General features: G+C 54.7%; 7 protein-coding genes. 1 reads left to right on the top strand and 6 read right to left on the bottom strand.

What is annotated here, in order from left to right; all coding sequences use genetic code 11:
- Positions 1-153: 153 nt before the first annotated feature.
- The 3 genes from GKC03_09945 to GKC03_09935 form a co-directional block, all read right to left on the bottom strand.
- Complete coding sequence (locus tag GKC03_09945; GenBank protein NYT12847.1) at positions 154-564, bottom strand: YjbQ family protein; 411 nt, start codon at positions 562-564, stop codon at positions 154-156.
- 86 nt (positions 565-650) lie between these two features.
- Positions 651-1,643, bottom strand: a complete 993-nt coding sequence (locus tag GKC03_09940; protein NYT12846.1) for a hypothetical protein — start codon at positions 1,641-1,643, stop codon at positions 651-653.
- Between the two features lie 169 nt (positions 1,644-1,812).
- On the bottom strand, positions 1,813-2,097 hold the full coding sequence (locus GKC03_09935; protein NYT12845.1) for a hypothetical protein: 285 nt from the start codon (positions 2,095-2,097) through the stop codon (positions 1,813-1,815).
- A 329-nt stretch (positions 2,098-2,426) separates the two neighbouring features.
- Between GKC03_09935 and GKC03_09930 the strand changes: the two genes are divergently transcribed.
- Positions 2,427-5,165 (top strand): hypothetical protein, encoded by a 2,739-nt coding sequence (locus GKC03_09930; protein ID NYT12844.1) that lies wholly within the window; start codon positions 2,427-2,429, stop codon positions 5,163-5,165.
- A 181-nt stretch (positions 5,166-5,346) separates the two neighbouring features.
- On the opposite strand, the gene GKC03_09925 is transcribed toward GKC03_09930, so the two are convergent.
- From GKC03_09925 to GKC03_09915, 3 genes are all read right to left on the bottom strand, one after another.
- Positions 5,347-6,039: a hypothetical protein gene (locus GKC03_09925; GenBank protein NYT12843.1), complete on the bottom strand. Its 693-nt coding sequence runs from the start codon at positions 6,037-6,039 to the stop codon at positions 5,347-5,349.
- 443 nt (positions 6,040-6,482) lie between these two features.
- On the bottom strand, positions 6,483-6,737 hold the full coding sequence (locus tag GKC03_09920) for a translation elongation factor-like protein (GenBank protein ID NYT12842.1): 255 nt from the start codon (positions 6,735-6,737) through the stop codon (positions 6,483-6,485).
- 50 nt (positions 6,738-6,787) lie between these two features.
- Positions 6,788-7,195 (bottom strand): hypothetical protein (locus GKC03_09915; protein ID NYT12841.1); only part of this gene is annotated, 408 nt, incomplete at its 5' end.

Below are 7,195 nucleotides of genomic sequence, written 5' to 3'. Positions count from 1 at the left end.
GGGTGGGACTCTCTGGGACCTTGTTGCCCTTCCGGCTCTGACCGCTTGAGCCCCCCTGTCATGGTATCGCTATGATGCATGTCTCATTCTTCGTGGATGCAATCCGACACCTTTCACCGAAATGATTGGTACGGTTTGACCCTGATCTGACTTCTACTCGCCCATGATCTCCACCACGACCTGCCTGTTCCTTGGACCGTCGAGCTCCAGCAGGAAAATGCTCTGCCAGGTTCCCTTCACGAGCCTTCCCCCTCTGATCGGGAATGTGCGGGTTGGGCCTATATAAGTCGATGCGATGTGGGAGTCGGCGTTGTCGTCTATCCTGTCGTGGGCCCATCCGGCGCTGGCCGGGAAGTCCTCCCTGATCTTGCGAACGATGTCCTCTTTGAGGTTCAACTCGTTCTCATTGACGGCAATCGCGGTGGTCGAATGCAACGTGTGAACGAGGCAAATTCCATTCCTCACCGAGGACTGGGTCACCGCACCCTCGACACGAGAGGTGATATCGATTACCTCCGTTCGGCTCCTAGTAAAGATCGTGATATCATCAAACTCCACCTTCATCTGCACCCCCCGTCAACATAGCGATGACATTCCAGATAAATGCTACACCGGAAGCCTCTTGAAAGGTCGAGGTCAGCAGGGGCGGCTCAATGCACAAGCCGCTTGATGACTCTGCATGCCGCCAGCGAGACCCAATGGTGAATGTTGGGGTCCTTCCCCTTGGCGTACCTCGACCTCCAGAGGCCGTCCTCTCCCTGATCGTCGATGAGCCATTTCAGCCCACGCCGAATGTCCTCATCTCCCATACCAAAACCGATCAGCGAGAGTGCGTCCATCGCGCTCAGTATGTCGGTCTGCCAGAAGGGGAAAGTGATGTTCTCCCAGTACGATGGGGCGACGCGGTCTGGATACTTGTCCCGCTTGAAGAACCTGGATTTCAACAGCTCACCAGCCTCCCGTATTTCAGTGCGATGATGGTACCTGGGGCAAGCGGCAAAGGCCCTGAGCACTATGCCCGTGATCAGATGAGACGAGGGCTTTGATCTATCTCCCTGAACAGTCCCCATTCCTTTGTCCATGAAGAAGTCCGAAATTGATCCGCCCGCGGTCCTGAAAGGTATGGCCCATCCTCCATCATCCTGCCTCGTCGAGAGCAGCCAATCCATGCCCTTCCTGATCCTTGAATCATCAACATACCCCGATCGGACAAGGACCTCCATAATCGCAGCGGAGTAGTTGGGCGAGTACTGCGCACCGTAAATGCCCCTGAAATCGCCCTCATCGGTCTGGGACGAGAAGAGGAACTCTGCACCGCTGACTATCGCCTCGCTTCTTCGATCCATCCCGAACTTGTGGACCAGGTGGAGCAGTGAGCGAAAGGTCTCCAGCTGGTCGTAGCCATCCCTTGACCGTATTCGTTCATCGCTGGGGGGGTAACGCCACCTTCCGTCGGCGCCTTGCTTCCTGAGAAGGCGCGCGGGCTCACTCATCTCCCAAAGCGATTCGATCGGACCTGGATCCTGCTCCATCAGGTCCCTTCGGGTGAACCATTCCACGGCCTGATTGCCATATTCTAACAGGGAAGGCCTGGGATCCTGCCTGAGAACGCTCTCCCAGTTCGAATTCCTTGAATCCAACATGGACGACCCAATGGAGGTTAGGTATGGACACGCATATCAACATTGGGTCTGTCCAGAGACCGTGTGGTGGTTCGCACAAATTTCGAAAAATCGTCATTAAAATGTGTAGTACCCAGGGGGAGGAAGTGCTATCGTTCCTCCAGAGTGAGGCGCATTCCCCCGGGCATGTTCAGTGGTGCTGTTGGGCGATTCCGCTGCCCATGCTGGCTATCATTCCCCCAAGGCTCGCGGAGGACATGAAGTTCTTCGTGAGATTGAAGGCCTGGTCCTTGGGCATTCCGCTTTCCACGAGCGTGGTGTAGAACGAGGCCACCGACTTGCCCATCTTGGTGCCCTCCTGGTTGTCGCTGATGACCTTCGTGATCTTGTCCAGGAGCTCCGGGACAGTCTCGGATATCACGATCATGATCTCCTTGAATTCCTTGGCATCTGGCATCTGGTCGAATTCACTCATCTCATCACCTACCTTACCATTCCATATACGCGAAGTTCAGCCCTCGCATGCTCGGTCTCAGTCATTTCCCTGCTGCCGGTCATACTCCGTCTCAGCTTCATGAATTAGTGTAGAAATGGTCACAATACTTGGGGGATTTGAGCACTTGTGACCATCAATCGGTCACACTGCAACGAAATTCACATCATTCTTCTCTTTGAGAGGGAAAGATGGCCTTGATCGAAATGCTGCCAGATAGAGGTCAGAACAGGAAAAACCGAAAATCGTTATCCGCAAACGAATGGAAAGAGTATTTATAGCTTCGAGGTGAACCAGTTTAGGGGATTCTCGTGGACAACAAGATTCTTGCTGTTCTCGTGGCGATCATTATCATTATTGCCATCACGATCCCGGCTATTCTTCTGCTGGGTGAGGAGAAAGAGAGGACCGATGCCATCATCCACATCAACGAGGTCATGTACGATCCGTTCGGGGATGATGCTGGAAATGAATGGATAGAGCTTTACAATCCTTCTGAGAGGACAGAATCTCTCGAAGGGTGGACATTGGTCAACCGGTCAGGAACGGTAATCGCATTGCTACCTGACTGGAATATGCCTACTGGTGCCTATCTCACCGTTTACCTTGGAGATGGTCAGGACGACGACGATCTCTCGGACGGTGCTGGTACCTATTACACTGGGAGTGACGATGTCAGGCTCAGCAACGTCGAGGACGAGTTGGCGGTTTGCGCCGGTCCTTTGAGCAGGGTGAACATAGTGGACTTCACCTGCTGGTGCTCCGACGATGACTATCAACCGGGGGAGAGCGCAAAGATCGCGGTGGAGGCAGGCATCTGGACCGAGGGTGACTTCTTCGATGTCGGCTTCCCCTCCGGGAACTCCATGGTGGCCGGTTTCTCCATGGGCAGGAACGACATATCGACGGACACCGGGACATCCACGGATTGGGCCAGGAACGGCGGGAGTAACGCGTACTTCGCCACCCCTGGAAAGCCCAACAGCGCCCCCTACTTCGACGCAAACGACAGCATCAAGCTGGTCCAGACCAAGGCCAACCTCTTCCTGATGGAATGGGGGTACGACATCCTAGAGGCGAGCCACAACACCATTGAGGAGTATTCGGACGAGGTGAATACCAGCGTTGAAGCGGAGCACAGGTTCCTGGTGGACATGGGGAACGCGACCTTCAATCTGACCGGGGAGGGACAGTATCACTGGTGGCGGGTGAACAACACCCTATGGCGTGACGAGATGGAGCTGGCGCTGGAGATCGAGGGAGGATATTCATGGATGAACCTGACCTACGAGCGCTACTACCTGGACACCGGGCTGATCCAGGAGATACACGAGGAGACCGAGTGCATAGAGAGCACCTGGGAGCCGGAGAACGATCCTGAGGAAGAGCCAGCTCCTGTGGAGCCGACGTTGCACCTGGTCCAGGAGAGATACGCATCCGAAAGCACGATGATCGTCACCCAACTTGGTCTGAACCACTACATGGTGAACACCAGCGACCTGCGTGAGCTGGACTTCAGGAACGAGACGCAGGAGATGGAGTTCGGCAAGGAGTACCTCATAATCAGCGATGAGGAGATCGAGGCCTGGACGAACCTCACAATGACATCTGACGTGCGGGACAGCATGACCGTGTCGACCCACTACACCCAGATCTCGGATGTGGGATGGCACAGGGTCAATGACATCGGCAACATCGAGACCGAGTACCACGAGTACAACGTCTCATACGGCGACGTCCACTACCAGATGGTGGACGAGGGTCACTTCACGATGCTCGAGATAGAGGCGGACCACTTCACGATCAACTGGAGCGTTCCTGTGGAGACAGACGATCTGGTCGAGAACAACACTATGAATGTGGGCCTGACTGGCAATGTCTTCGTCGAGGAGATCGACGGAGAGACCATCTACAGGGGCGACATCACCTCCAACGACTACAATCTTACCCAGAGGTTCTGCATCGACGGTTACGAGAGCATTGTGGGCGGGGGTGTATGCGCCATCGCAGGAGGCCTGGTCGGCTCCATCTTCATCGGCATCGGGGCGGTCATCGGAGGCGGTATCGGTGCTGCAGCCTGTGGTGCGGGTGGATACGCGATAGAGAAGGCGAACGAGGAAGATAACCAGAAGCCAACCATCGAGTTCGAGATCGGGGAGTCGGGTAGCAACAAGGAGAAGGGATGGATCAAGATCACCATCACCATAAGCGACAACGAGGGTGTGGACAAGGTAAAGTACGAATCGCACTCCAGCAACCAGGGGAAGAACTGGTACAAGACCTACAACAAGGACGAAAAGACCAAGACCCTCACCAGGACATTCAACAACCCCAAGTGCACCGAGGACTGGAGGACCGTCACGATAAGGGCTCAGGACGAGGCGGGCAACACCGCGGTGGAGAGCCAGCAGATAAGGGTGCCTCCCAGGGACTGCACCCCCAACGTGAACAGTACCTCCCCCGAGAACGAGAGCTGCTGCGTTCCCACTAGCTCGCATATAGTGGTGGAGTTCTGCAAGCCCATGAACAAAACCTCGGCCGAGAACGCGATCATCATATCGCCCACCGTCGACTACCTCGTGTCCTGGAGCGCCGACAACACCACCATCACCATGGTCCCGGTGGGCGGACTGGAAGCGAACACGGTGTACGAGGTGACCATCACCACCGACGCCAAGAGTTTCGCAGAGAGACACCTCCTAGAGAACTACACCTTCTGGTTCGAGACGGAGGATACTCTGTCACCAGAAGTCACTATACTGCTTCCACCTGACGGTGCGATCTTCGACATCCCGATCATCGATCTATCCGGCTTCGTGACGGACGCCAAGGGAATCGTCGAGATCGGTTACCTGATAGTATGGGACACCATCGAGGAGAACATTTCATCGGTGGTCGACCCGCCGGAGACCGAATACACCTTCGGCTTCGTAGTGGAGCTGCATCTGGGATCCAACAGCATAACGGTATGGGCTGTTGACGCTGCTGGCAACTACGGCGAGATGGAGATAACGGTGGTCTACGATCCGTCAGCCGGAATCTCGTATTGAACGATCTGGCAAATCGATCAATGCGAACCTGCAGTACATGAGGAGGGGACTCCATCAGCGCTTTCCATAGTCATGACGATCGATCTTCCGAGGGACAAGTAGATGACTGGAATTGGTGCACATTCACCAAGGCCCCCATATCGATTAGGTCCGCGTTCGGAGGAAGGCGCAGTCCGATCGTTTATGAACGGAAGGCAGGGTTGTCGATGTCGATCTGGATCCATGAGAACACGTTGGTCAGTATCTTCCTCTGAGCCTTTCTCAGGTGCTCGGAGAATGTCGAGCGGGAAACGCCAATCTTGCCCGCAAGGTCGTCCGCGCTGATCAGGGAAGGTTCCTCGAAGTAACCCATTTCCACCGCGATGGAGATGGCGTTGATCTGCTTCCTTGTCAGACCAGCAAGGATGCTCGATATGGGGAGGATTGACTCCCATTGACCACTGGTGACCAGAGGATGGATGGATGAGACCCTTGCCTCGCCCCCTGCTGACTTGATGTCCTCGACCAGCTTCTGAAGGTTCTCCCTCGAGTCGGAGAATATGGTGTGGTGCTCCCATCCCCCCCTTATCTCATCCGGGACCAGGTACCAGCAGTCGTTTTCCTCGATCATCTGGGAGATAGTGGTTCCCACGAATCGAGAGTCATTGACAAAGAAGCGGACAGATCCCTCGCTCTCCTGGACTATATTGGAATCAAAGGAGAATATGGGCTCGGTCCGTATGAACTTCATCTCCTCGGGTCCAAGGCCGTTGATCTCGACGATTACAGTACGGAAGTTGTCCCATACCCTGAAAGTGGCATTGGGATACCTGGAGGAGATCTCGCAGAAGGGGCAGTCGTGCCTCACGGCCATCCTCATCTCGTATCTGGACATGGTGATTGATTATGAATCGAAGACATAATAATTGTACCGTCGCAGGGCGGTATTCGTTCCACTGGCAATGCGGTAATTCTTTATCTTACTGCGGGGAGGACACCGCCGGAGGGCGGTAGAAATCTTAGGCCGGATCGTGTTCTTAACCCAATTGTGATGAAATGATATCCAACGCAGATATTCATAGGAAAAGCATGGAAATGAAGCTCGCGACAAGGACTAACTACCAAGTTCAAATGGCTGAGATCGAGGACAAAGGGGCTCATACCCACTTGATGATAAATGATCTCTCAGGCGGGGGGCACACCCTTTCGATAAAGCCTAAGGCTGAGGAGTGCAGGGGAGGTGAATGCTTACACTGAGCACTATGGTGGACCAGATCGTGAATGGGACCTGTTTCCAGGTGAATTCAGATCTTCCGCTGAACGATAACCTTGGGGATCTCAAGCCAATCGGTAGACGCTGTCCCCCTTTCTCACCTTCTCCAAAACCTTGAGTCCGATGGCATCACCCGGCTTTGCCTCGGTGATTGCATCATGCTCTATCTGCATGCTGTCCACAACCTGCTCGAAGCAGGTGGTCCCTCCCTCAATGAGGATCCTCTCTCCAATGCGGAGGTGGTCTGAAAGCTCAACTACCGCCACGCCGACCCTGTTAAAGTAGTGGGTCACCTTCCCGACAGCTTTCTTCCCTTCCATGAGGGATATATTGTCGGCGGTCGGCATTATAGGTTTTCGGGGGGGAGGGTTCACTCCCTCCCCCGGGCCCAGGTCAGTACCAAGGCTATTACGATGAAGGAGGCGATCGCTCCCAGCAGGGCGATGAAAGTGTATTCGTTATCGACCATTTCTTCCAGCAGCGTGATCGTACCAATATCCATCTGGAAGTCCTGGATATCGACCTTCATCGTGTCAAGCTCGTAACCTTGCTTGCTGATCCCAAAGGTCCTCACCCCTTTCTCAACGACCAGGCTGAATTGACCCTTCCCATCGGTCTCCGTGACTGCACCGTTCTCGGTTGCCACTCTCGCCCCATTTATAGGGATACCATACTTGTCCTTGACCACTCCTGTGACCAGGCAGCTGTGGTCGCTGGGTACGAGGACCTCCAGGGGCCAATCCATGGCGGAGGTGCCGAACTCGTTGACCGCGAGGAT

The organism is Methanomassiliicoccales archaeon (assembly GCA_013415695.1).
Classification (GTDB): Archaea; Thermoplasmatota; Thermoplasmata; order Methanomassiliicoccales; family JAAEEP01; genus JAAEEP01.
This window is presented reverse-complemented; position numbering and strand designations above follow the sequence as displayed.